General features: G+C 68.9%; 25 protein-coding genes and 1 tRNA gene. 8 read left to right on the forward strand and 18 right to left on the reverse strand.

The annotated features are described in order from the left end of the window. Positions 1-4: 4 nt before the first annotated feature. Positions 5-802, reverse strand: coding sequence for a hypothetical protein (locus GGQ97_RS02240; protein WP_168067443.1), 798 nt, complete (start codon positions 800-802; stop codon positions 5-7). A 76-nt stretch (positions 803-878) separates the two neighbouring features. Between GGQ97_RS02240 and GGQ97_RS02245 the strand changes: the two genes are divergently transcribed. From GGQ97_RS02245 to GGQ97_RS02260, 4 genes are all read left to right on the forward strand, one after another. Beyond that, entirely contained in the window at positions 879-2189 is a 1311-nt protein-coding gene (locus GGQ97_RS02245) for an SLC13 family permease (RefSeq protein WP_168067444.1), read from the forward strand. A 125-nt stretch (positions 2190-2314) separates the two neighbouring features. After that, positions 2315-3040: a trehalose-phosphatase gene (gene otsB, locus GGQ97_RS02250; RefSeq protein WP_168067445.1), complete on the forward strand. Its 726-nt coding sequence runs from the start codon at positions 2315-2317 to the stop codon at positions 3038-3040. Further along, positions 3037-4818: a glycoside hydrolase family 15 protein gene (locus GGQ97_RS02255; protein ID WP_168067446.1), complete on the forward strand. Its 1782-nt coding sequence runs from the start codon at positions 3037-3039 to the stop codon at positions 4816-4818. The genes otsB and GGQ97_RS02255 overlap by 4 nt, the downstream gene beginning before the upstream one ends. Continuing rightward, the gene (locus GGQ97_RS02260) at positions 4815-6200 is read left to right on the forward strand and encodes an alpha,alpha-trehalose-phosphate synthase (UDP-forming) (protein WP_168067447.1); all 1386 of its coding nucleotides are present in this window, start codon (positions 4815-4817) and stop codon (positions 6198-6200) included. The genes GGQ97_RS02255 and GGQ97_RS02260 overlap by 4 nt, the downstream gene beginning before the upstream one ends. 40 nt (positions 6201-6240) lie before the next feature. On the opposite strand, the gene GGQ97_RS02265 is transcribed toward GGQ97_RS02260, so the two are convergent. The 7 genes from GGQ97_RS02265 to GGQ97_RS02295 all read right to left on the reverse strand — a co-directional run bounded on the left by GGQ97_RS02265 (position 6241) and on the right by GGQ97_RS02295 (position 9846). After that, positions 6241-7020 carry a sulfite exporter TauE/SafE family protein gene (locus GGQ97_RS02265; protein WP_425338706.1) on the reverse strand — a complete coding sequence of 260 codons (780 nt, stop codon included), beginning with the start codon at positions 7018-7020 and terminating at the stop codon, positions 6241-6243. Next, the gene (locus GGQ97_RS02270) at positions 7020-7469 is read right to left on the reverse strand and encodes a protein tyrosine phosphatase family protein (protein ID WP_168067448.1); all 450 of its coding nucleotides are present in this window, start codon (positions 7467-7469) and stop codon (positions 7020-7022) included. Before GGQ97_RS02270 ends, GGQ97_RS02265 begins: the two co-directional genes overlap by 1 nt. Before the next feature lie 3 nt (positions 7470-7472). Then, a complete protein-coding gene (locus GGQ97_RS02275; RefSeq protein ID WP_168067449.1) occupies positions 7473-7922 on the reverse strand; it encodes a DUF6691 family protein in 450 nt (149 codons plus the stop codon). Continuing rightward, positions 7922-8359: a YeeE/YedE family protein gene (locus GGQ97_RS02280; RefSeq protein WP_168067450.1), complete on the reverse strand. Its 438-nt coding sequence runs from the start codon at positions 8357-8359 to the stop codon at positions 7922-7924. The genes GGQ97_RS02275 and GGQ97_RS02280 overlap by 1 nt, the downstream gene beginning before the upstream one ends. Further along, positions 8356-9297: an MBL fold metallo-hydrolase gene (locus GGQ97_RS02285; protein ID WP_209022776.1), complete on the reverse strand. Its 942-nt coding sequence runs from the start codon at positions 9295-9297 to the stop codon at positions 8356-8358. Before GGQ97_RS02285 ends, GGQ97_RS02280 begins: the two co-directional genes overlap by 4 nt. A gap of 4 nt (positions 9298-9301) precedes the next feature. Continuing rightward, complete coding sequence (locus tag GGQ97_RS02290; protein ID WP_168067451.1) at positions 9302-9637, reverse strand: ArsR/SmtB family transcription factor; 336 nt, start codon at positions 9635-9637, stop codon at positions 9302-9304. Between the two features lie 118 nt (positions 9638-9755). Next, positions 9756-9846: transfer RNA gene (locus GGQ97_RS02295), tRNA-Ser, on the reverse strand. Positions 9847-9944: 98 nt separating this feature from the next. Between GGQ97_RS02295 and GGQ97_RS02300 the strand changes: the two genes are divergently transcribed. Genes GGQ97_RS02300 through GGQ97_RS02310 form a run of 3 tightly spaced genes read left to right on the forward strand, consistent with a single transcriptional unit; the run spans position 9945 to position 11535 of the window. Next, on the forward strand, positions 9945-10343 hold the full coding sequence (locus GGQ97_RS02300) for a metallopeptidase family protein (RefSeq protein ID WP_168070648.1): 399 nt from the start codon (positions 9945-9947) through the stop codon (positions 10341-10343). Beyond that, positions 10340-10900, forward strand: coding sequence for a heme ABC exporter ATP-binding protein CcmA (ccmA, locus tag GGQ97_RS02305; RefSeq protein ID WP_168067048.1), 561 nt, complete (start codon positions 10340-10342; stop codon positions 10898-10900). The genes GGQ97_RS02300 and ccmA overlap by 4 nt, the downstream gene beginning before the upstream one ends. Continuing rightward, a complete protein-coding gene (locus tag GGQ97_RS02310; RefSeq protein WP_342448426.1) occupies positions 10873-11535 on the forward strand; it encodes a heme exporter protein CcmB in 663 nt (220 codons plus the stop codon). Before ccmA ends, GGQ97_RS02310 begins: the two co-directional genes overlap by 28 nt. Before the next feature lie 24 nt (positions 11536-11559). Here the strand turns inward: GGQ97_RS02310 and GGQ97_RS02315 are convergent, their stop codons facing one another. From GGQ97_RS02315 to GGQ97_RS02345, 8 genes are read right to left on the reverse strand one after another with little or no spacing between them, the layout of a single operon-like run. Then, the gene (locus GGQ97_RS02315) at positions 11560-12423 is read right to left on the reverse strand and encodes a class I SAM-dependent methyltransferase (RefSeq protein ID WP_168067452.1); all 864 of its coding nucleotides are present in this window, start codon (positions 12421-12423) and stop codon (positions 11560-11562) included. After that, positions 12420-13646 carry a M16 family metallopeptidase gene (locus GGQ97_RS02320; protein ID WP_342448427.1) on the reverse strand — a complete coding sequence of 409 codons (1227 nt, stop codon included), beginning with the start codon at positions 13644-13646 and terminating at the stop codon, positions 12420-12422. The genes GGQ97_RS02315 and GGQ97_RS02320 overlap by 4 nt, the downstream gene beginning before the upstream one ends. After that, positions 13643-14239, reverse strand: a complete 597-nt coding sequence (locus GGQ97_RS02325; RefSeq protein WP_168067454.1) for an SURF1 family cytochrome oxidase biogenesis protein — start codon at positions 14237-14239, stop codon at positions 13643-13645. The genes GGQ97_RS02320 and GGQ97_RS02325 overlap by 4 nt, the downstream gene beginning before the upstream one ends. After that, complete coding sequence (locus tag GGQ97_RS02330; protein WP_168067455.1) at positions 14236-14604, reverse strand: DUF983 domain-containing protein; 369 nt, start codon at positions 14602-14604, stop codon at positions 14236-14238. The genes GGQ97_RS02325 and GGQ97_RS02330 overlap by 4 nt, the downstream gene beginning before the upstream one ends. Then, positions 14592-15422 (reverse strand): cytochrome c oxidase subunit 3, encoded by an 831-nt coding sequence (locus tag GGQ97_RS02335; RefSeq protein ID WP_168067456.1) that lies wholly within the window; start codon positions 15420-15422, stop codon positions 14592-14594. Before GGQ97_RS02335 ends, GGQ97_RS02330 begins: the two co-directional genes overlap by 13 nt. 43 nt (positions 15423-15465) lie before the next feature. After that, entirely contained in the window at positions 15466-16038 is a 573-nt protein-coding gene (locus GGQ97_RS02340; RefSeq protein ID WP_342448428.1) for a cytochrome c oxidase assembly protein, read from the reverse strand. Then, positions 16035-16163 (reverse strand): hypothetical protein, encoded by a 129-nt coding sequence (locus GGQ97_RS14495; RefSeq protein WP_280740497.1) that lies wholly within the window; start codon positions 16161-16163, stop codon positions 16035-16037. The genes GGQ97_RS02340 and GGQ97_RS14495 overlap by 4 nt, the downstream gene beginning before the upstream one ends. Next, positions 16160-17059 carry a heme o synthase gene (locus GGQ97_RS02345; protein WP_168067457.1) on the reverse strand — a complete coding sequence of 300 codons (900 nt, stop codon included), beginning with the start codon at positions 17057-17059 and terminating at the stop codon, positions 16160-16162. The genes GGQ97_RS14495 and GGQ97_RS02345 overlap by 4 nt, the downstream gene beginning before the upstream one ends. A gap of 57 nt (positions 17060-17116) precedes the next feature. On the opposite strand from GGQ97_RS02345, the gene GGQ97_RS02350 reads away from it, so the two are divergent. Next, positions 17117-17725 (forward strand): peptidylprolyl isomerase, encoded by a 609-nt coding sequence (locus GGQ97_RS02350; RefSeq protein ID WP_209022777.1) that lies wholly within the window; start codon positions 17117-17119, stop codon positions 17723-17725. On the opposite strand, the gene GGQ97_RS02355 is transcribed toward GGQ97_RS02350, so the two are convergent. Together GGQ97_RS02355 and GGQ97_RS02360 are read right to left on the reverse strand one after the other, a co-directional pair. Continuing rightward, positions 17722-18201: a J domain-containing protein gene (locus GGQ97_RS02355; protein ID WP_168067458.1), complete on the reverse strand. Its 480-nt coding sequence runs from the start codon at positions 18199-18201 to the stop codon at positions 17722-17724. The genes GGQ97_RS02350 and GGQ97_RS02355 overlap by 4 nt on opposite strands. A gap of 43 nt (positions 18202-18244) precedes the next feature. Then, positions 18245-19903 (reverse strand): M28 family peptidase, encoded by a 1659-nt coding sequence (locus GGQ97_RS02360; RefSeq protein WP_168067459.1) that lies wholly within the window; start codon positions 19901-19903, stop codon positions 18245-18247. Positions 19904-19918: the final 15 nt, after the last annotated feature.

A 19918-nucleotide genomic window follows, 5' to 3' on the forward strand; every position in this document is an offset into this window, starting at 1 on the left:
GCGATCAGCTCCGGCTCCACTCGCCGAGCGACCGGCCGGACAGCGTTTCCATCCTGACCCGGTCGAACCGGGCGGAGATCAGGCAGGCCGGCTGGTCGCCAGCGGGCGAATCGACGCAGGTGATCGCCTTTCCCGACCCGGCGCGTTCGAGGCGGCCCTGGAGGATGAGGTCGATCGCCTCGGGCGCCTCGCCTTCCGCCAGCTCCTCGGTGATGCTGTAGGGGCGCGAGCCGCGCTGGTCGGCGCGTCGGTCCTCGGGCCCGAACAGCTGGGCGATCCCGACCATCTGCCGCACAGGCGGCGCCGGCGGCTGGCCTTCCGCCGGAGCTTGCGCGGCCGCGCGCGGGCAGCCGGGTTGGAGGAAATAAGGATGCGGGATCCAGAAGCCCTCCACCGCCACGGCCTGCGGGCTCACCTGCCGGACGATCGCGCTGTCCATCGCCAGGTCGGGTTTGACCTCGACCTTGAGGACCCTTCTCGCCTCGTCGAACGATTGGGCGAGATTGGCAGCATCGCCGCACAGCCGGATGCGGAGGGTAAAGGTGCGGCCGTCTAGCTTCTGTTGCTCGGCCTTGTCGTCGAGTCCGAGCGCATGATTGCTGCCGGCCTCCGCGACGGCAAGCAGCAGGTCGCGCCGTTCGAGCGGCCGGTCGACCGTCGGAAGCGAGGCCTCGCCGGACTCCGCCGGCCGAATTATCGGCGTTGCGGCCTGATCATTTTCCGGGCTGTTCTGGGGCGATCCGCAGGCCGCCAGTGCAAGCGACGCGAACAGGATCGGCGACAATCGGGCGGAACGAAGCATCGTGGCATCCGTAGCATGCCCAGCGCACCTGTGTAACAGAGCCGCCTCGGGCCCAGGGAGAAGTGACGATCAACGGATGACGGCGGCCCAGGCCCTGACGCTTTTCGTGCTCGTTGCGGTGGTGGCCGCGCTGATCATGGACCGGACGCGCTCCGACGTCGTCGCGCTGACCGGCGCAGCGGTGCTTCTGGCGGCCGGCGTGGTCCGGCCGGTGGAGGTCCAGGCGGCTTTCGCCAGCCCGGCGATCATCGCCCTCGCCTCCCTCTTCGTGATCGCCTACGCGATGGAATTGTCGGGGCTGCTCGATGCCGCGATCGACCGCCTGCGGGCCTTGTGCCAGCGGATCGGCCGGGCCGGCCTGTGGCTGATGATCGCGCTGTGCGGCAGCGCCTCGGCCTTTCTCAACAACACACCCATCGTGGTGCTTGCGGCCCCGGTGGTGCGCGACGTCGCGCAGTCGCTCGGCTTTTCCGCAAAGCGCTTCCTGATCCCCTTGTCCTACGCCGCTGTGCTGGGAGGGGGGTGCACCCTGATCGGCACCTCGACCAACCTGCTGGTCAACGACATGGCGTCGCTGGCCGGGCAGCCGCGCTTCACCATGTTCGAGATCACCCCCGTCGGCGTCTGCGTCGCGCTCGCCGGCGGTGTCTATCTGCTGTTGTTCAGCCGCTTGCTGGTTCGCGGCGCCGACTCCGAGGATGCCGACGACCGTGCAACCGGGCGGATGGACGAGCCGGGCCTTGCCGGAGGCCAGATCGGCGTTGCGGCGGCCTTTGCCGAGCGGCGGCCCCTGCAGCGGGCCAAGGCCGCGGCGGCGCTCCTCGTGTTCGTCAGCGTGGTGGCGGTTGCCGCCTGGGGCGCGGCCCCGATCGCCGCCTCGGCCTTTGCCGGCGCGATCCTCCTGATCCTGTTGCGGGTGATTACGGCGGACGAGGCCTACCAGGGGCTTCGTCCCGACGTGCTGATGCTGATCGCCGGCATGGTGGTGCTCGGCATCGCGCTGGAGGAAACCGGCCTCGCCCAGTCGGCGACGGAGGTGATGATCGGCTCGCTCGACGGCTTGAGCCCGCTGCTGGCCCTGATCCTGCTCTACGGAGCGACCCTGTTCGCGACCGAGATCCTGTCCAACGCCACGGTGGCGGTGCTGTTCACACCCCTCGCGGTGTCGGTGGCGGAGGCGATGAGCGTCAGCCCACGGCCCTTCCTGGTCGCCGTGATGATCGCCGGAAGCGCGGCCTTTGCGACGCCGTTCGGCTACCAGACCAACGTGCTGGTCTATCGGATGGGCAACTACACCTACATGGATTTCGTGCGGCTCGGCATCCCGCTGAACCTGCTGACCTGGGTCGTGGCGGTGATCGCCATCCACGCTTTCTTCCCGTTCTGACGCCGGATCCGCTCCGCGTCGCGGTCGGTTCGTTCGGAACAGCCACGGCGGGTTGTCGTTCATCCTTTGCGACGCCGGCGCCGGCCGCGTGCCTGTTCCCCCTTTCACGACGCACCGCGAGGACCATGCCCCTACCCACGCCGCCGCCGACCTTGCTGCGGGACGCTGCCCTGTTCCTCGATTTCGACGGCACCCTTGTCCCGATCGCCGACCGGCCCGACGCGATCACGATCGCGCCCGGGCTGCTGCCGCTGCTGGAGCGGCTGCAGGCGGCGCTGGCCGGGCGCCTGACCCTGGTCAGCGGCCGGGCGGCGGCCGACGTCCGCCGCTGGATCGCGCCGCTGGAGGTCGCGGTGGCCGGAAGCCACGGGCTCGAACTCGGCACGAAAACGGCGCCCCGCTCCGCCGCCCTTGAGGAAGGACTTCGCCACCTGCGCGGGTTGCAGGCCGAGCATGCCGGCGTGCTGCTCGAGGAGAAGCCGTTGGGCGCGGCCCTCCATTACCGCGAGGCACCCGGCGCCGAAGACGCCTGCCGCGCCGCCGTCACGCGTGTCGCGCTCAGCACGGGGATGGAGGTCCAGCCGGGCAAGATGGTGTTCGAGATCAAGCCGGCCGACGGCGACAAGGGGACCGCGATCCAGACCCTGATGCAGCGGCCCGATCATGCCGGGCACCGCCCGGTCTTCATCGGCGACGACCTGACCGACGAGCATGGCTTTGCCGTGGTGCGCGACCTTGGCGGGTCCGGTATCCTGGTCGGGGAAGAACGCGACACGGCCGCGACCCACCGGCTGCGCGACGTAGCCGAGGTCCACCGCTGGCTGAACGATGCATGCGAGGAAATGTCATGAGTTCGCTCGATCTCTGGCCGATCGGCAATTGCCAGGTCAGCGCGCTGGTCGACCGCGCGGGCGCGATGGTCTGGGCCTGCGTGCCCCGGGTCGATGGCGATCCCTTGTTCTCCAGCCTGCTCGGCGGCGAACAGGCGGAGCGCGGCATGTGGGCGATCGACCTCGACGGGGAATCCAGCGTCGAGCAGTCCTACGTCCGCAACACCCCGATCCTGGTCACCCGCAAGACCGACGCCGCCGGCAACGCGATCGAGATCACCGACTTCTGCCCCCGCTTCCGGCGGCTCGGGCGGACCTACCGCCCGGCTGCGTTCGTGCGCCTGGTGCGGCCGGTCAGCGGCAGTCCGCGGATCAGGATGCGGCTGCGCCCGACCCAGAATTGGGGCGAGTCTGCCGAGCCGCTGCCCGGCGGGTCCAACCATATCCGCTTCGCACTGCCCACCCTGCCGATGCGCCTGACCACCGACGCGCCGGTGACCCTGGTGCGCGAGGAACGGCTGTTCCGGCTCGAGCGCCCGCTGACCTTCTTCCTCGGCCCCGACGAGCCTTTCACCGACGACCTGTCGCGCTCGACCAGCGAGATGCTCGCCAGCACCGCCGGGGAATGGCAGGAATGGGTCCGCGGCCTGGCGACCCCGGTCGAATGGCAGGAAGCGGTGATCCGCGCCGCCATCACCCTCAAGCTGTGCCAGCATGAGGAATCGGGCGCGATCGTCGCTGCGCTGACCACCTCCATCCCCGAACATGCCGGATCGCAGCGCAACTGGGACTATCGCCATTGCTGGATCCGCGACGCTTATTACACTGTGCAGGCGCTCAACCGGCTGGGCGCGCTGGACGTGCTCGAAGGCTATCTCGGCTACTTGCGCAACATCGTCGACGATGCGCGCGGGGGACATATCCAGCCGCTTTACGGGCTGAGCGGCGAGGCTCGGCTGGAAGAGCGGATCGAGAATGGTCTCCCCGGCTATCGCGGCATGGGACCGGTGCGGGTCGGCAACCAGGCCTATGAACAGGTGCAGCACGACGCCTACGGGCAGATCGTCCTGTCCAACGTGCAGGCCTTTTTCGACCACCGCCTGCTCCGCATGGCGACGGCCGAGGATTTCGCTTCGCTGGAACGGGTCGGCGACCGGGCATTCGAACTGTTCGACCAGCCCGATGCCGGCCTGTGGGAGCTTCGCACGCGGCGCCACGTCCACACCTATTCCGCCGCCATGTGCTGGGCGGCCTGCGACCGGCTGGCCCATGCCGCCGCCGCGCTCGGCCTCGACGAGCGGGCCGGCCACTGGTCCGGGCGCGCGACCGCCGTCCGGGCGCGGATCGAGGAGGCCGCCTGGCGCGAGGACACCCAGCGCATCTCCGCCACCTTCGAGGGCGACGACCTCGATGCAAGCCTGATCCAGCTGCTCGACCTGCGCTTCTTCACCCCCGACGACCCGCGCTTCACGGGCACGCTGAAAGCGGTCGAACAGGGGCTCCGGCGCGGCTCGCACATGCTGCGCTACGCCACCGAGGACGATTTCGGGCTGCCGGAAACCGCCTTCAACGTCTGCACCTTCTGGCTGATCGAGGCGCTCCAGGCGACCGGACGCGAGGCCGACGCCCGCGCGCTGTTCGAGGAAATGCTGTCGCGCCGGACCGGCGCCGGCCTTTTGTCGGAAGACATCGACCCGCAAACCGGCGAGTTGTGGGGCAATTACCCGCAAACCTATTCGCTGGTCGGGACCATCAACTGCGCCGTCCTGCTCAGCAAGCCATGGAGCTCCATCCGATGAGCCGACTGATCGTCATCTCCAATCGCGTGTCCGCCGCAACCGGGGGCGCGGCCGGCGCGCAGGGCGGGCTGTCGGTGGCGCTGACCTCGGCGCTGCGCGAAAGCGGCGGGCTGTGGTTCGGCTGGTCGGGCGAGGTGACGGACGAATTCACCGGCCAGATTAGCTTTCACCGGGACGACGGGGTGACCACCGCCACCGTCGACCTCGAGGAGCAGGACGTCGAGGAATATTACAACGGCTACGCCAATCGCACCTTGTGGCCGCTGTTCCATTATCGCGTCGACCTCGCCGAATATGAACGCGGCTATGCCGGCGGCTACCAGCGCGCCAATGAGCGCTTCGCCGAGACGGTGGTGCCGCTGATCGAGCCCGACGACATGGTGTGGGTGCAGGATTATCACATGATCCCGCTGGGCCAGGAGCTGCGCAAGCGCGGCTGCCGCAACCGGGTGGGGTTCTTCCTCCATACCCCCTGGCCGCCCCGCCGCCTCCTCCTGACGCTGCCCGAGGCGACCGAGCTGGTCGCCACCATGTTCGCTTATGACGTGATCGGCTTCCACACCGAGGAGTGGCTGCAGTCCTTTGTCGATTTCGTGGTGCTGGAAAGCGGCGGCAATTATGCCGATGGCATCCTCCGCCTCGAAGGGCGCCAGATCCGCCTGATCACCTGCCCGATCGGGATCGACAGCGACGAGTTCGCGACGCTCGCCAAGGGCGAGGAAGCGCAGCGCACGATGCGCCAGATGCACGAAAGCGCCAACGGCCGGGCGATGATCGTCGGGGTCGACCGGCTGGATTATTCCAAGGGCCTGGAGGAACGCTTCCTCGGCTACGAGCGCTTCTTGATCGAGAATCCCGAGGAGCGGAAGGAAGTCTTCCTGCTGCAGATCGCGCCGCCTTCGCGCGCTACGGTGGAAAGCTACCAGCGGATCCGAAGCACGCTGGAAGGGCTGTCCGGCCGGATCAACGGGGCCCATGCCGATCTCGACTGGGTGCCGATCCGCTACGTCAACCAGGGCTATTCGCGGGCCGTGCTGGCCGGGGTCTATCGCGCCGCTCGGATCGCGCTGGTCACCCCGATCCGCGACGGGATGAACCTCGTCGCCAAGGAATTCGTCGCCGCGCAGGACCCGGCCGATCCCGGCGTGCTGATCCTGTCCCGCTTCGCCGGCGCGGCGGCCCAGCTGACCGAGGCGCTATTGATCAATCCCTATAGCGCCGAGGAGATGTCCGACGCCATCCGCACCGCGCTGGCCATGCCCCAGGCCGAACGGATTCGCCGCTGGCAGGCGATGTTCACCGTGATCTGCGAGCAGGACGTCCTGTGGTGGCGCCGCCGCTTCACCGACGCCCTCGAACAGCACGAGCCATCGCCGGCTTAGGAGGCGGGAAGGAGCCGGCAGCGCAGCGGCAATCCGGGGCTTAGAAGATCGTCCCCGCGCTCTTCCACAGCATGTAGGCCGCGACCACGAAGATGAGGACGGCGAAGATGCCGGTCAGGTGGCCAGAGCTCGACAGACGCCTGGCGACGCGTGTGCCCGCAAGGCTTCCGATCACGCCGCCGGCGATGAAGACGCCTGCAAGCACCCAGTCGACAAGGCCCGAAAAGGCATAGTTTGCGGCCGTGGTGAGCCCGAACGCCGTCACCGCGACGAGGCTGGTGCCGACCGCGTTGATCATCGGCATGCCGGTCGAGGCGATCAGGCCGGGCACGATGAGGAAGCCGCCGCCGATCCCGAAGAATCCGGAAAAGCCACCGGTGCCGAGGCCGGCGCCCAGCACCTTGCCGGCATTGGAGCGCTGGCACAGGGCGTCCGCATCGCCCTCATGCTTGCGGCGGCGAAGCATCAGGATTCCGACGACGATCATCACGATCGCGAACAGGAACAGTAGCTTCTGCCCGTCGAACGCCTTGCCGGCGGTCGATCCGAAGAAAGCGCCGATGACGCCCGCACCGGCGTACATCAGGCCGCAGCGCCATTTCACCGTGCCGGCCCGGGCATGGTTGGCGAGGCCCATCGCGGCGTTGACGGCCACTGCGAAGGCGCTGGTGCCGATGGCGACATGGGGATTTTGAACGCCGACCAGATACACCATCAAGGGGACGGCGAGGATCGAGCCCCCCCCACCGACGAGCCCGAGGGTGAAGCCGACCAGGCTGCCGGACAGGAGGCCCAGGGCATAGTGGAGGGTGTCGAGCATCAGCCGCTCGAACCGTCGGCATCGGCCCTGCCATCCTCCCGCGACAGGCGCTGGCGGAAGGGCTCGAGATCGAAGCCTTCCTTGCCGGCGATCCCGATCCGCTCGTCGACGGTGAGGTTGGCCTGGTTGGCCAGGGCCCACAGCAGCGCGGCGCGGGTGCCGCTGCGACAGAAGACGGCGATCGGCTTCGGCAGCGTTTCCAGCGAGCGCCTGAACTCTTCGACCTGCTGGTCGGTGATCTGGCCTATGACGACCGGGATGTGCCGGGCCTCGAGCCCGTGCGCGGCCGCCGCCGCTTCCAGCTCGGTCCAGGCGGGCTGGTCATCGCTTTCGCCTTCGGGGCGATTACCGATGATCGAGCGGTAGCCGCGGCGGGCGAGCTCGGCGATGTCGTTGGCCGAGGGCTGGGCCAGGGCGGTGACATTGGGGGTGAGAACGGCGAGCTTCATGATTCAGGATCCTTGCGGTGCAAGCGCCCGGCGGCCCTCGGGAATCAGACGGGCGGCGGCCATGCCGACCAGCATGGCGGCCAGGAACGGAAGGACGGCGGCGGGCGCCAGCGCGAGAGAAGCGACGGCTGGCCCGGGGCACAGGCCGGCGATGCCCCAGCCGATGCCGAATAGAGAGGAGCCGGCAATCAGCTTGCCATCGAGGTCGGTCCGGTCCGGCAGGGCGAAGCGCTCACCGAACAAAGGCCGGGCCATCCTCGCCTGCAGGCGCCAGGCGATTGCCATGACGATGACGGCGCCGCCCATGACGAAGGCAAGCGTCGGATCCCACGCGCCGAACAGGTTGAGGAAGCCGCGCACCCGCGCCGGGTCAGTCATCCCGCCGATGCTCAGGCCACCGCCGAACAGGGCGCCGGACAGGAGCGGCGGGAGGAAGCGTCGAGCGACATGCATCACACAGCTCCCGCGAGATTGGTGAAGGCGACGGTGGCGATCCCCGCCGCCATGAAGGTGGCGGTGGCGATCATCGAGCGCTGGGACAGCCGACTGACGCCGCACACGCCGTGACCGCTGGTGCAGCCGCTCCCCATCCGAGTGCCGATGCCGACCAGCAGACCGGCAACGACCAGCATTGGCCAAGAACCGAACTCGGCTTGTCCCGCTCCGGTGAGGGCTGCGGCAAGGAGGGCTCCAAGGGGCAAGCCGATCAGGAACATCCAGGCGCTGCTGCGCGACATGCCACTGTCGGCAAGCCCGGTGGCGCGCGCCGTGATGCCCGACACACCGGCGATCCTGCCGGCCCCGAGCAGCATCAGCGCCGCCGCAAGGCCGATCATTACGCCGCCGACGAGGCCGTGAAGCGGCTGCGCATGGGCGAACAGGTCGCTCATAGCAGGTCGATCGGTTGCTTGAGGTAGCGCACGCCATTGTCCTCGGGCTCGGGCAGGTGCCCGCCGCGCATGTTCACCTGCAGCGAGGGCAGGATGAGCCTGGGCATCGACAGCGTCGCGTCGCGCTGGGTGCGCATGGCGACAAAATCGTCCTCGCTCACGCCCTCGTGGATGTGAACGTTGGCGGTGCGCTCGGCGAGCATGGTGGTTTCCCACACAAACTCGTCGCGGTTTGGCGCCTTGTAATCGTGGCACAGGAATACGCGGGTTTCATCCGGCAGCTTCATCAGCCGGCGGACCGAGCGATAGAGCTGGCGCGCGTCACCGCCCGGAAAGTCGGCGCGGGCCGAGCCATAGTCCGGCATGAACATCGTATCGCCGGTGAACAGCGCGTCGCCGACGACATAGGCCATGTCGGCCGGAGTGTGCCCGGGAACGTGCAGCGCGATCAGCGGGATGCCGCCGACGGCGAGCACGTCGCCATCCTCGAGCAGGCTGTCGAACTGCGACCCGTCGCGGGCGAAGCCGGTGCCCTCGTTGAAGATCTTCCCGAAGACGCCCTGCACCGTCACGATCTCGTGCCCGATCGCCATCCTCCCACCCAGCTTCTGCTGGAGGTAGGGCGCCGCCGACAGATGGTCGGCATGGGCGTGCGTCTCCAGGATCCAGTCGACCGACAGGCCCTGCGCCTCGACATAGGCGACGATCCTGTCGGCGCTGTCGAAGCTGGTGCGGCCCGAGGCCTGGTCGAAGTTCCAGACGCTGTCGATGATCGCCGCGCGCCTGGTCGCGGGGTCGCTGACGACATAGCTGACGGTGAAGGTCGACTCGTCGAAGAAGGCCTTCACCTGCGGTGCGCGACGCTTGCCGTGAAGCACGTCCGCGACTTGCGCGACGGCGTGGTCGAGGTGGCGATCGCTGATCGAAGCGGTGGTCATCCGACTAGCTCCTGCTGGTCGTGGACGCCCCAAGCTCGGGGCAGAAAAGATCGTGGAGAAGCGCCAGAACCTGCTGCGCCTTGGGGTCGCAGACGCTGTAGAAAACGGTCTGCGATTCCTTGCGGGTGGCGACGAGCCTCTCCTCGCGCAGCTTGGCGAGGTGTTGCGACAGGGCCGATTGACCCAGCCCGACGCGATCCTGCAGCTGCCCGACCGACAGCTCGCCCTCGGCCGCCAGGTGACAGAGCACCAGCAGCCGGCATTCGTTGGCCATCGACTTGAGCAGCCTCACGGCCTTCGCGGCCTGAGCACCGAATTGAGCGAGAAGCTCCGGATCCATGCGACTCTCCGTAAGAAGTCGCTTATTTAGGTTTTTCTTATATTAAGTCAAGCAGGCGGCAGGCGGCGCCGGAGAGCGGTCCTGATGCTGAGGACCGACATCGTCTATTCGGGGAAAATGGCGGAGCGGGAGGGATTCGAACCCTCGATACGGTTTTGCCGTATACTCACTTTCCAGGCGAGCGCCTTCGACCACTCGGCCACCGCTCCGCACTTGGTTGTGCCTGGACTGGGCGGGCTCTTAGGGGCTTGCAGCCAAAGGAACAACCCGGCTTGGGGCCTGCGCGCCCACGCGCTACACGGTGGCGATGCGTGCCTTCGGTCCTGCCCCCAGCCTCGGCGAAATCGAAGCGCTTGCCCGTGCGGCGCTGGATCGCCTGCCCGAACCGTTCCTGGCCACCGCGCGCGAGGTCGTCCTGCGGGTCGAGGAATATGCCGACGACGACACGCTGCGCGAGATGGGGATGGACGATCCCTACGAGCTGACCGGCCTCTACGTCGGCCGTCCCCTGACCGAGCGCAACGTCGATGAATCCGGCCGCTTCCCCGACCAGGTGTTCCTTTACCGCTCACCGATCCTGCTTGAATGGAGCGAAAGCGAGGAAACGCTCGAACACCTCGTCGCCCATATCCTGATCCACGAGATCGGGCATCATTTCGGGCTCAGCGACGAGGACATGAACGCTTTCGAGGAAGCCGCGGGTTGAGCCTGCTCGCCTTGCACAATGTCGCCTGCTGGCGCGGCGGGCGGCTGTTGTTCGACGGCCTGGACCTCGTCCTGCAGGCGGGCGACGCGATGCTGGTGACCGGGCCCAACGGCACCGGCAAATCGAGCCTCCTGCGCCTCGCCGCCGGGCTGCTCCGGCCGCTTGGCGGAAGGGTCGAGGCCGCCCGCTGCGCGCTCGCCGACGAACGCCCCGCGCTCGATCCCGAACTGCCGCTCGCCGCGGCGCTGGCCTTCTGGGCGCCGGCCGGCGGCGCTGTCCCCGCGGCCCTCACGGCGGCCGGGCTCGACGCGCTGGCCGAGGTCCCGGTCAGGCTGCTCTCGACCGGCCAGCTGCGGCGCGCCTCGCTGGCCCGGGTGAGCCTCAGCGGCGCGCCCTTGTGGCTGCTCGACGAGCCGGCCAACGGCCTCGACGCCGGGTCGCTCGACCTCCTCGCGGCGCTGGTCGCACGTCACCTAGCGGACGGCGGGGCGATCCTTGCCGCATCGCACCAGCCGCTCGGCGGGGCCCGGTGGCAGACGCTGGAGCTGGCGCGGTGATCGGCCGGCTGATCCGCCGCGACCTGCGCCGCACGCTCACCGGCAATGCGCTGCTTCCGATCCTGTTCTTCCTGCTGGTCGCGGCGATGATGCCGTTCGCGGTGGGGCCCGACGCGAAGCTGCTCGGACGGGTCGGCCCGGGCCTGCTGTGGGTCGCCGCGCTGACCGCCGCCCTGCTCCCGATCGAGCGGCTGGTCGAGCCCGACCGCGCTTCGGGCCACCTCGACCAATTGGCGCTTGCCGGGCTGCGGATGGAGGAAGTCGCCTTCGCGCGGATGGTCGCCCACTGGCTCGGCTTAGGACCGCCGCTGCTGATCGCGGCTTTTCCCGCCTCCGCCCTGCTCGGCATGTCGGGGGAAGCACTGGCGCGGACGCTGCTGACGCTGGCGATCGGGACCCCCGGGCTCGCCGCCCTCGCCGTCGCCGTCGCCAGCATGACCGCCGGGCTGCGACAGGCTTCGGCCTTGGGCGCGCTGCTGCTTCTGCCGCTCGCCATTCCCTTGCTGATCTTCGCCGCTTCCGCCGCCGGCGACCCGCGCGCCGGTGCGTTGCAGCTCGAAGCCGCCGTCAGCCTGTTCCTGGTCGTCGGAGCGCCGTTCGTCGCCGGAGCGGCGCTGCGGGCGGCGCGGACCTGATCGCCGGCCCTCCGGGCCTGTGGCCTAGTCCCGCACCCAGCGCGCGAACAGCGCGGTCGGCAGGAGCAGGCCCCGGGCCTCCTCGCGCATCGCCATCTCGCCGACCTCGATCCGGCCGCCGAGGTGGCCAAGCGTCTGCCGCAGCAGTTCGCCCAGGCTGATGGCGCTCATCCGCACGGCATAGACGGTCAGCACCAGGAACCGGCTGTTCTCGTCGAGCAGGCGGCCGCAATCCTCGATCAGGCCGGGCAGATGCTCTTCCAGCCGCCACACCTCGCCGGTCGGGCCGCGCCCGAATTTGGGCGGATCGAGCAGGATCCCATCATAGCGCCGCCCCCGCCGCACTTCGCGCGCGGTGAACTTGGCGGCGTCGTCGATCATCCAGCGGACCGGCCGCTCGTCGAGTTCGGAAAGGTGGGCGTTGTTCTTGCCCTGCTCGACGCTCTTCTTGGACGCGTCGACGTGGGTCAGCTTGGCCCCCGCCTCGCTCAACAGCAGAGTGCCGACGCCGGTATAGCCGAACAGGTTCATGATCTCCGCGCCCTCGGAGCGGGCCCGCATCCAGTCCCATTGCGGGGCCATGTCGGGGAAGAAGGCGAGGTGGCGGAAAGGGGTCAGGCTGGCTTCGAAGCGGACGCCGTCGCGGCTGAGCGGCCAGCTGCGCGGGACCGGGCGGTGCTGGACCCAGCGCCCGCCGCCGTCCTCGTCGCTGCCGGGCACGAAGGTCGCATCCGGGTCCCAATCGTCGCGCGCCGGCGCCCACATCGCCTGCGGCTCGGGCCGGACCACGCGGATGTGGCCGTAGCGCTCATATTTGGCGCCGTTGCCGCAGTCGATCAGGCCCCAGTCGGCCCACGGCTCGGCGATGATGGTCAGAAGGTCACTCATGCCGCTTTCGCCGCCGCCACGCCGAAGGTCGCCCGTGCCGGCGCCCCGGCCAGCATCCGGGCGCCCGCCGCGCGGACCTGCTCGACCGTCAGCGCCGCAAGCCGCTGCCCCAGTTCCTCGCGTCCGATCAACCGGCCATGCACCAGCCACTGCCGCGCCGCCTGCGCGGCCTGGCCCCACGGAGTCTCGAGCGCCATTGCCTGTCCGGCGCGGACCTGGATCCGGGCGCGATCCAGTTCGCGCTGCTCGAGCCCTGCCGCGGTCTGATGCAGCACGTCCTCGATCAGCGCCTGCGCGGCCCGGGCCTGGGCGCGAGCGGTTGCGGCATGCACGTGAAGAAGCCCGACCTCGTCATGGCCGTGGAGGCCCGCGCTGACGGTGTAGGCAAGGCCGCGGTCCTCGCGCACCGCCTGGAACAGCCGCGACGACGCGCCGCCGCCGGCGATATCGGCGAACAGCCGCGCGGCGAGATAATCATCGGCCTTCTGGCCCGGCCCGGCATAGGCCAGGGTGATCTGCGCCTGGTCGGCCTTGGCTTTCTCGTGCCGCGCCGCTGCGGTGAAGCGGGCGGGCGCGGCGTCGGGGGCGGACCCGCCGCCGAGCGCCCCCAGATACCGCTGGGCGAGCGCGACCACCGCGTCATGCTCCACTGCACCCGCAGCGCTCAGCACCATCGAGGCCCCGCGATAATGACGGTCGCGCCAGGCGAACAGGTCGGCTTCCCGGATCGCCCGGACGCTTTCCTCGCTGCCGAGGATCGAGCGGCCGAGCGCCTGGCCGGAAAAGGCCTGGCTCCACAGATGGTCGAAGATGATGTCGGACGGCGTATCCTCGGCCTCGGCCAGTTCCTGCAGAACGACCTCCGCCTCGCGTTCCAGTTCGGCCGCTTCGAAGGCCGGCCGGCAGACGAGGTCGCCGATCAACTCGACGGCCAGGCCGACATGGTCGCTCAGCACCGCGGCGGTGAAGCTGGTCTGGTCGCGCTCGGTGCAGGCGTTGAGTTCGCCGCCAACATCCTCGATCGCTTCGGAGATTTGCCGTGCCGAGCGCCCGCCCGCGCCCTTGAAGACCATGTGCTCGAACAGGTGGGCGAGGCCGTTCAGCCTCTCCTCCTCGTGACGCGAGCCGACGTCGGCGAACAGCGCGATGCTGGCGGTCTCAAGCCCCGGCATCGGCCGGGTGATGACGGTCAGGCCGTTGGCGAGGGTTGCGATCTGCGTCACGCCGCGCGCCTCCGCAGGGCCAGCACGTAGATGACCAGCGCGATGGCGGCGAAGGCGAACCATTGCACAGCATAGCTGCGGTGATTGTTGGGAATGCCCTCGAGGTCGGCCGGAGGATTGGCGGCAAGGCCGGCTAGCGGCGGGTTGGCGACCACCATCGTCCCCGCGGGACTGCGATCGAACAACTGGCGAAGCAGTGACCGGCTGTCGGGTGCCTGCGCGAGATAGCCGAGCACCGGCCCGCCAGCCCAGGCCGAGGTCGGTGAAGGCTGGCGCACCGTGCCAAGCTGCACCGGAAGCGGCGCCGACAGACCGGCCGCGCAATCGGCAATCACGCGAAAGCCGAACTTGCCCGCGCCCGCCAGCCGCGTCGGGGAACTGCCCGCGCAGTCGACCCGCACCGGGCGAAACAGATTGGCCTGCAGGTCGAGATCGCGGGTCACCGCGGCCGGGGCGGCCCGGACGTTGGCAGCAATCCGCGCGATGGCGGCTTCCTTTTCGTCCGCACGGCCGAGTTGCCAGATCCCCAGTCCGACCATCGTCGCGACCGCGAGCAAGACAATCAGGGTAGCGAAGATGGGAGGGCGCTTCACCGGACCGGCCGTCCTTCGTGGGCGGCGTTGCGATATTCGGCGCCGAGCAGCCACGCCTTCGCCAGCCGAAGCCCGCCCACCGTCAGGGCGGCGCCGACCGGCAGCCAGACGAGGTGCACCCACCAGGCCGGCTCGAACGAGGCATCGACCACCAGCGCACCGACCACCAGCACCGCGCCGACGATCAGGATCAGGAACGCCGCCGGTCCGTCGCCGACGTTGAATTGCGAGAAATCGAGGCCGCACTGGTTGCAGCGCTCCGCAAAACGAACAGGGCCGGCAAATAGCCGGCCCTTCTCGCAAGCGGGGCAGGTCCCGGCGAGCCACTGGCCCGCCGAGCCGCCAGGGCTGGTCAGCCGTGCCACTCGGCGCCCCAGCCACCCCACAGGTAGATGGAGACGAACAGGAACAGCCAGACGACGTCGACGAAGTGCCAGTACCAGGCGGCCGCCTCGAAGCCGAAATGCTTCTGCGGGGTGAAGTCGCCCTTCACCGCGCGGACGTAGCAGACGATCAGGAAGATGGTGCCGATCAGCACGTGCGCGCCGTGGAAGCCGGTCGCCATCATGAAGGTCGAGCCATAGACGTTGCCGCCGCTGGCGCTGACGAAGCCGAACGGCGCGTGGGCATATTCATAGGCCTGGATGGCGCTGAAGATGACGCCCAGCACGATCGTCGCGAGCAGGCCGTTCTTCAGCCCCTGGCGATCGCCGTTGATCAGCGAATGGTGGGCCCAGGTTACCGTGGTGCCCGAGCACAGCAGGATCAGGGTGTTGAGCAGCGGGAAGCCGAGCGGGTTGATGACCGGCATGTCCTTGGGCGGCCAGACGCCGCCGACGCTTTCCACCGCGCTGGGGAACAGGGCATTGTCGAAGAAGGCCCAGAACCAGGCAAGGAAGAACATCACTTCCGAGGCGATGAACAGGATCATCCCGTAGCGCAGGTGAAGCTGCACGATCGGGGTGTGGTCGCCCGCATGGCTTTCATGCACCACGTCGCGCCACCAGCTGAACATGGTCAGCAGGACGCCCGACAGGCCGGCCAGCAGGACGAACTTGCCGTAGGGGTTGTCGTGCATCCACAGCACGCCGCCGGCGGCCAGCGCGAGCGCCGAAAAGCTTCCGATCAGCGGCCAGAGGCTGGGCGGAAGGATGTGATACGGATGGTTGCGGGTCGCGGCCATGGGTCCTCGAAAGCTTGTCGCTTAACTGATGATGGACCGCGCTCTAGCGGGCCTCTGCGCGCTTTTCCACCGGGTAAAAGGTGTAGGAAAGCGTGATCTCCTCGATGTGGCGCGTCGCGGGGTCGGTGCGGATCTTCGGATCGACGAAGAACACCACCGGCATTTCGACCTTTTGCCCACCGTGGAGCGTCTGCTCGGTGAAGCAGAAGCACTCCAGCTTGCTGAAATATTGCCCGGCGATGGCCGGGGTCACGTTGAAGCTGGCGGTGCCCGTGCTTTCGCGCGCGGTCAGGTTCTTGGCGGTGTAATAGGTGACGATCCGGGCACCCGGGACGACCTTCGTCTTGTTGGTTTCGGGCTTGAACGTCCACGGCAGGGCCGAATTGACGTTGCCGTCGAAACGCACGCCGACCGGGGCCAGCGCGGCCTGCGCGCCCGGGGCGGCATCGGCCCGCATCGTGGTCCCGCCGAAGCCCGTCACCTGGCAGAAGATCCGGTACAGCGGCACGGACGCATAGGCGAGGCCGACCATGAACAGCACGAACAGCACCGCGCGGCCCGCGACCTTGCGGTTCCTGGCGGCGAGATCGTCCTTGGCCACGGTCGCGGTGGTCACCGGTTCACCGTCATCTTGGCGATGGTCACCGCAAAGGTCAGCGCGATGAACGCGAACAGCAGGATCGCGGTGACCCGCGCCGCCTTGCGCTGCCGGGCGCGCACGACCTCGTCTTCCGGGCTCACAGGAAACGATCCACGACGAGGGCTCCGAACACGGCGAATTGGTAAAGGATGGAGAATTTGAACAGCGCCTTTTCCGGGCCCATGCCGGCCGGCTCGGTCGCCTTGTTGGCGAGCACCCGCAGGCTCAGCACCAGGAAGACCGCGCTCAGAACGCTTGCGACCACGCCGTAGAAGGCGCCGGTAAGGCCTAGCGGCCAGGGCGCGACGGCCACCGCCACCATGGGAAGGGTGTAGAGTGCGATCTGCCGCCGAGTCGTCTCGAACCCAGCGACCACCGGAAGCATCGGCACGCCGGCATTGGCGTAATCGGTCTTCACGAACAGGCTGAGCGCCCAGAAGTGCGGCGGCGTCCACAGGAAGATGTTGAGGAACAGCAGCACCGGCAGGAGTTCGACCTTGCCCGTCGCCGCGACCCAGCCGATCAGCGGCGGAAAGGCCCCGGCGGCGCCGCCGATCACGATGTTCTGCGGCGTGCGGCGCTTCAGCCAGGCGGTGTAGATCACTGCATAGAAGAAGATGCTGAAAGCAAGGATGCCGGCAGCCAGGTGATTGGCGGCAAGGTCCATCAGCACCACGCTGCCAAGGCACAGGCCGACCGCGAACTGGAAGGCGGTCTCGGGCTTCAGGCGCCCGCCCGGAAGCGGCCGCTTGGCGGTGCGCTTCATCTTGGCGTCGATGTCCGCCTCGTACCACATGTTGAGCGCGCCCGCCCCGCCCGCGCCGACCGCGATGCACAGGACGGCGGTGAACGCCAATACCGGGTGCATCGAGCCCGGGGCCGCAAGCAGCCCGCACAGGCCGGTGAACACCACCAGCGTCATGACGCGCGGCTTGGTCAGCGCGAACAGGTCGCGCCAGTCGGCCGGAAGGTCGTGGGTTTGGACAGCGGTGCTCATGATTCAGGCGCCTATAGGCCTCTTTGCTCCCCTGCGGAAGCAGCTAGACTAGAGGCCATGATCAACCGAATCGTTCTTGCTTTCAGCGCCTTGGCGCTTCTTGTCCCGGTTTCGGCCGCAGCACAGACCCCCACGGCGCCGGCTGCTGCCACGGCGGAGGCCAAGGCGGACATCGTCCATGTCCGGCTCGATACCGCCAAGGGGCCGATCCTGCTCGCGCTCGACCGTGGCCGGGCGCCGCTGACGGTCGCCAATTTCCTCCGCTACGTCGATGCCCGGCGCTATGATGGAATCAGCTTCTACCGGGCGATGCCTTATGGCGAGGGCAATGGGCTGATCCAGGCCGGAATCACCAAGGACGCCCGCCTGCTGTTCCCGCCGATCGCGCACGAGCCGTCCAGCAAGACCGGCATCAAGCATGAGCCCGGAACCATCCTGCTCGCCAATGCCGGCCCCGGCACCGGGCGCAGCGAATTCTTCATCACCCTGGGCGCCATTCCCTTTGGCGAGGATTTCGCGCCGTTCGGCAAGGTGGTCGAGGGGATGGAGGTGGTGAAAGCGATCTTCGCTTCGCCGGTCGATCCCGACAAGGGCGCCGGACCGATGAAGGGCCAGATGCTCTCGCCTCAGGTTCTGATCCGCACGACCCGGACCGTAACGCCCTAACGCGCCTCGCCTGAAGGAATCGCCGTGGTGTCGACCTTGACCACCGGCGGCGCGACGGGTTCGATCGGCGGGATCGCCGAGGTGGCGGCAAAGGTAATGGCGGTGACGATCAGCGCCAAAAACAGGATGCTGACCCTGATCTTGTGCGGCGGCGGCTCGACCTCGACGACATAGGCATTGGGCCGTGGCGGCTGCCAGCCGGGGCCGCGCGGTGGCGACCATTGGCCGGCGGTGAAATTGGGCCTGGCCGACGACCGCGGCGCCGCACGTTGCCGGTCATAGGCCGCGCGCTCGTCGGGATCGCGCAGGCACGCATAGGCCTCGTTGATCGATTGCGCCTGCGCGGCGGCTTCCTCGGCCCGGTTCACGTCGGGGTGATAGAGCCGCATCAGCTTTCGATAAGCGACCCGGATCGCCGCATCGTCAGCGCTGCTCTCGACCCCGAGAATCGTGTAATAACAGCCGGAAGCTTCCATTCTTCAACAGGATAGCGCCGGGCGCGGCCGGCTCCAATACCTCTTAGCGGCGGTCTCCGGCGCTTGCCGCCCGGACGGTCGCAAAGCTGGACCCCGCGGTCCAGCCCGGCCAGGCGCTGCTGTTCGCGACCATCTGCCCGACCCGGAAAGCGGCAAGCGCTTCCTGCGCGGTCCCGGCAAAGGTCCAGGCGGGCGAGAATTCGTCGCACGGCTGATGGTAGCAGCGCTCGTTGTAGGCGCCGACGACCCGCTGCCCGGCGCGGAGGCCACCGACCTTGAGGTCGCGCCCGGCACGGAAGGCCAGCGCCGGGACGCCGCGCTGGGCGAAGGGATAATGATCGGAGCGGAAGTACCAGCCGGCCTCGGGGCTTGGCTCGGGATCGACCCGCAGGCCCTGCTCGCGGGCGGCGCTGACCAGCAGCGACTCAAGGTCGGTCTGGCCCGGACCGATCAGCTCGAGATTGCGGGCGGCGGGCAGGACGACATGGGGATCGAGGTTGATCACCGCCGCGGTGCGCGCCAGCGAATAGAGCGGATGCTGGGCGTAATATTCGGCGCCGAGCAGCCCCTTCTCCTCGGCGGTCCAGGCCGCGAACACGACCGAGCGTGCAGGGCGCCTGGCCAAGGCGAAGGCGCGCGCCACCTCCAGCAGTTCGGCGGTGCCGGTGGCATTGTCGACCGCGCCGTTGCGGATCGCGTCGCCGGTCCGGTCGGGGCCATTGTGGCCGTTGGCGTCCCAATGGGCGCCATAGAGGACGAACTCGTCCGGCCGGGCGGCGCCGCGCAGGACGCCGACGACATTGTGGCTGACCACCTCACGCGCGCGATTGGTCGCGGCGACGCTGACCGTCGCCTGCAGCGGAAAAGCGCGGAAGCTCGCCGAGCGGGCGCGGGCTTTCAGCGCCGGCAGGGTCAGGCCAAGCCGCGCCAGCACCGGCAGGATCGCCGGCCCGCGCACGATGCCGCTGAACTGGAGCGCGTTGGGCTTCAGCGGTGCGTAGGCAAAGCTCGGCACACGGATGCTGTCGCCGGCCTGCGCGTAGGGCCAGCTATAGGCCGCGGTCTCGTGGATGAAGAGTACGCCAAGCGCACCGGCCTTGGCCGCCGCCGCCGTCTTGGTCCCGCCGCGCCCGCCGACCACCAGCGCGCGCCCGCCGAAGCCGAGGTCCCTGCCGCCCTCGAGGTCAGGGTCGCCGGCCAGCATCACCACCACCTTGCCGCGCACGTCGACGCCCTGGAACGCATCCCACCCGCGTGCCGGATCGGGCGCTCCCCAGCCGGCGAACAGCAGGGGCGCGTTTCGCACGTCGGTGACGCCGGCATTGGTAGGGTTGATGTCGAGGTCGGGCCCGTCGCGCAGCACCGTCGCACGACCGCGGGCGCTCAGGGTGGCCGTGCCGCCCGGCAGCGTGTCGAGCCGCACCAGCGGGACCTTCTGGTACCAGCCCCCATTCTCGCCGCCCGGGGCGAGCCCGGCCGCCGCCATCTGCCGGGCGAGGAAGGCGATGGTCGCTGCCTCGCCCGGTTCGCCCGGCCCGCGCCCGGCGAAGGCGTCGGAGGACAGGGTCCGGACGTCGGCCTTGATCCGCGCGGGATCGATCGGCCCGGCGGCAGTGAGGGCGAGGGCGGCAAGCGGGAGCAGGAGGATACGCATCGGCTCAGCATGGCCGCATGGCTGCCGGTCGCCAAGCACGATCGTCACCGGGAGCCTCCCACG

Source organism: Sphingomonas kaistensis, assembly GCF_011927725.1.
GTDB classification, from domain to species: Bacteria; Pseudomonadota; Alphaproteobacteria; order Sphingomonadales; family Sphingomonadaceae; genus Sphingomicrobium; species Sphingomicrobium kaistense.

Bases quoted from the DNA above. Each gene is read 5' to 3' on its own strand.
- otsB (WP_168067445.1), top strand. From the start codon at position 2,315: ATGCCCCTACCCACGCCGCCGCCGACCTTGCTGCGGGACGCTGCCCTG.
- GGQ97_RS02240 (WP_168067443.1), bottom strand. From the start codon at position 802: ATGCTTCGTTCCGCCCGATTGTCGCCGATCCTGTTCGCGTCGCTTGCA.
- GGQ97_RS02260 (WP_168067447.1), top strand. From the start codon at position 4,815: ATGAGCCGACTGATCGTCATCTCCAATCGCGTGTCCGCCGCAACCGGG.
- GGQ97_RS02290 (WP_168067451.1), bottom strand. From the start codon at position 9,637: ATGGATCCGGAGCTTCTCGCTCAATTCGGTGCTCAGGCCGCGAAGGCC.
- GGQ97_RS02285 (WP_209022776.1), bottom strand. From the start codon at position 9,297: ATGACCACCGCTTCGATCAGCGATCGCCACCTCGACCACGCCGTCGCG.
- GGQ97_RS02255 (WP_168067446.1), top strand. From the start codon at position 3,037: ATGAGTTCGCTCGATCTCTGGCCGATCGGCAATTGCCAGGTCAGCGCG.
- GGQ97_RS02335 (WP_168067456.1), bottom strand. From the start codon at position 15,422: ATGGCCGCGACCCGCAACCATCCGTATCACATCCTTCCGCCCAGCCTC.
- GGQ97_RS02270 (WP_168067448.1), bottom strand. From the start codon at position 7,469: ATGAAGCTCGCCGTTCTCACCCCCAATGTCACCGCCCTGGCCCAGCCC.
- GGQ97_RS02355 (WP_168067458.1), bottom strand. From the start codon at position 18,201: ATGGAAGCTTCCGGCTGTTATTACACGATTCTCGGGGTCGAGAGCAGC.
- GGQ97_RS02275 (WP_168067449.1), bottom strand. From the start codon at position 7,922: ATGCATGTCGCTCGACGCTTCCTCCCGCCGCTCCTGTCCGGCGCCCTG.
- GGQ97_RS02315 (WP_168067452.1), bottom strand. From the start codon at position 12,423: ATGAGTGACCTTCTGACCATCATCGCCGAGCCGTGGGCCGACTGGGGC.
- GGQ97_RS02350 (WP_209022777.1), top strand. From the start codon at position 17,117: ATGATCAACCGAATCGTTCTTGCTTTCAGCGCCTTGGCGCTTCTTGTC.
- GGQ97_RS02245 (WP_168067444.1), top strand. From the start codon at position 879: ATGACGGCGGCCCAGGCCCTGACGCTTTTCGTGCTCGTTGCGGTGGTG.
- GGQ97_RS02280 (WP_168067450.1), bottom strand. From the start codon at position 8,359: ATGAGCGACCTGTTCGCCCATGCGCAGCCGCTTCACGGCCTCGTCGGC.
- GGQ97_RS02345 (WP_168067457.1), bottom strand. From the start codon at position 17,059: ATGAGCACCGCTGTCCAAACCCACGACCTTCCGGCCGACTGGCGCGAC.
- GGQ97_RS02265 (WP_425338706.1), bottom strand. From the start codon at position 7,020: ATGCTCGACACCCTCCACTATGCCCTGGGCCTCCTGTCCGGCAGCCTG.
- GGQ97_RS02300 (WP_168070648.1), top strand. From the start codon at position 9,945: ATGCGTGCCTTCGGTCCTGCCCCCAGCCTCGGCGAAATCGAAGCGCTT.